Annotated in this window: 1 protein-coding gene; it reads left to right on the top strand. The window is 27.3% G+C overall.

The window, feature by feature from the left end:
• The first annotated feature begins 220 nt into the window (after positions 1–220).
• Entirely contained in the window at positions 221–568 is a 348-nt protein-coding gene (locus MBFIL_RS05065) for a transposase (RefSeq protein ID WP_066972058.1), read from the top strand.
• Positions 569–642: the final 74 nt, after the last annotated feature.

Genomic DNA, 642 nt, shown 5'->3' with positions numbered 1-642 from the left:
TTAACTCGACATGATTCTTTGAATTTATTATCCTTCATAAAATTGAATAAAGATTGAATTCTCTCCACTGACCCACACAACATAAAAACCACAACTTTATCATTCGTTATTTTTTGTATTAACATATAAAATACAAGTGTTTGATTAATTAATAGTGCGTTTTAGTATATAAAGTTTTTTATAAAATAAGAGATAGATTTTATATAATGGTTTTGTTTTTATGGTTTCTGATAGTATGTTGTATAGTTGTAGTTTACCTGATGAAGAGTATTCGATTAGTTTGTTTAGGAAGATACGTTGGGCTGATGGAGTTTTTTGTCCAAAATGTCATTCATTTCATGTGGAAAAAAGAGGACCTCAAGGAAGAATTCATAGATATCAATGTAAAAATTGTGGGAATAATTTCAATGATTTCACAAACACAATATTTCATAGAAGCCAAGTTCCGATTGGCATAATATTTTATATATTATTTAATATGAATAAAACCACAACAGCACTAGCAAAAGAAACAGGACACACAAGACTAACAATATCAAGAATAAAAAACATGCTAAAAGAAAAATAAGAATATAAACAAAAAACATCACAACATTACACACTACATATCTAACATGAAAAATCCTTAACTTAACAGCTGTG

This window comes from Methanobrevibacter filiformis (genome assembly GCF_001639265.1).
GTDB lineage: Archaea > Methanobacteriota > Methanobacteria > Methanobacteriales > Methanobacteriaceae > Methanacia > Methanacia filiformis.
Note: the sequence above shows the minus strand (reverse complement) of the source record. Positions and strands in the feature narration are given on the sequence as shown.

What these genes read in the sequence shown, in the direction of transcription:
- MBFIL_RS05065 (WP_066972058.1), top strand. Translation starts at nt 221, where the DNA reads ATGGTTTCTGATAGTATGTTGTATAGTTGTAGTTTACCTGATGAAGAG.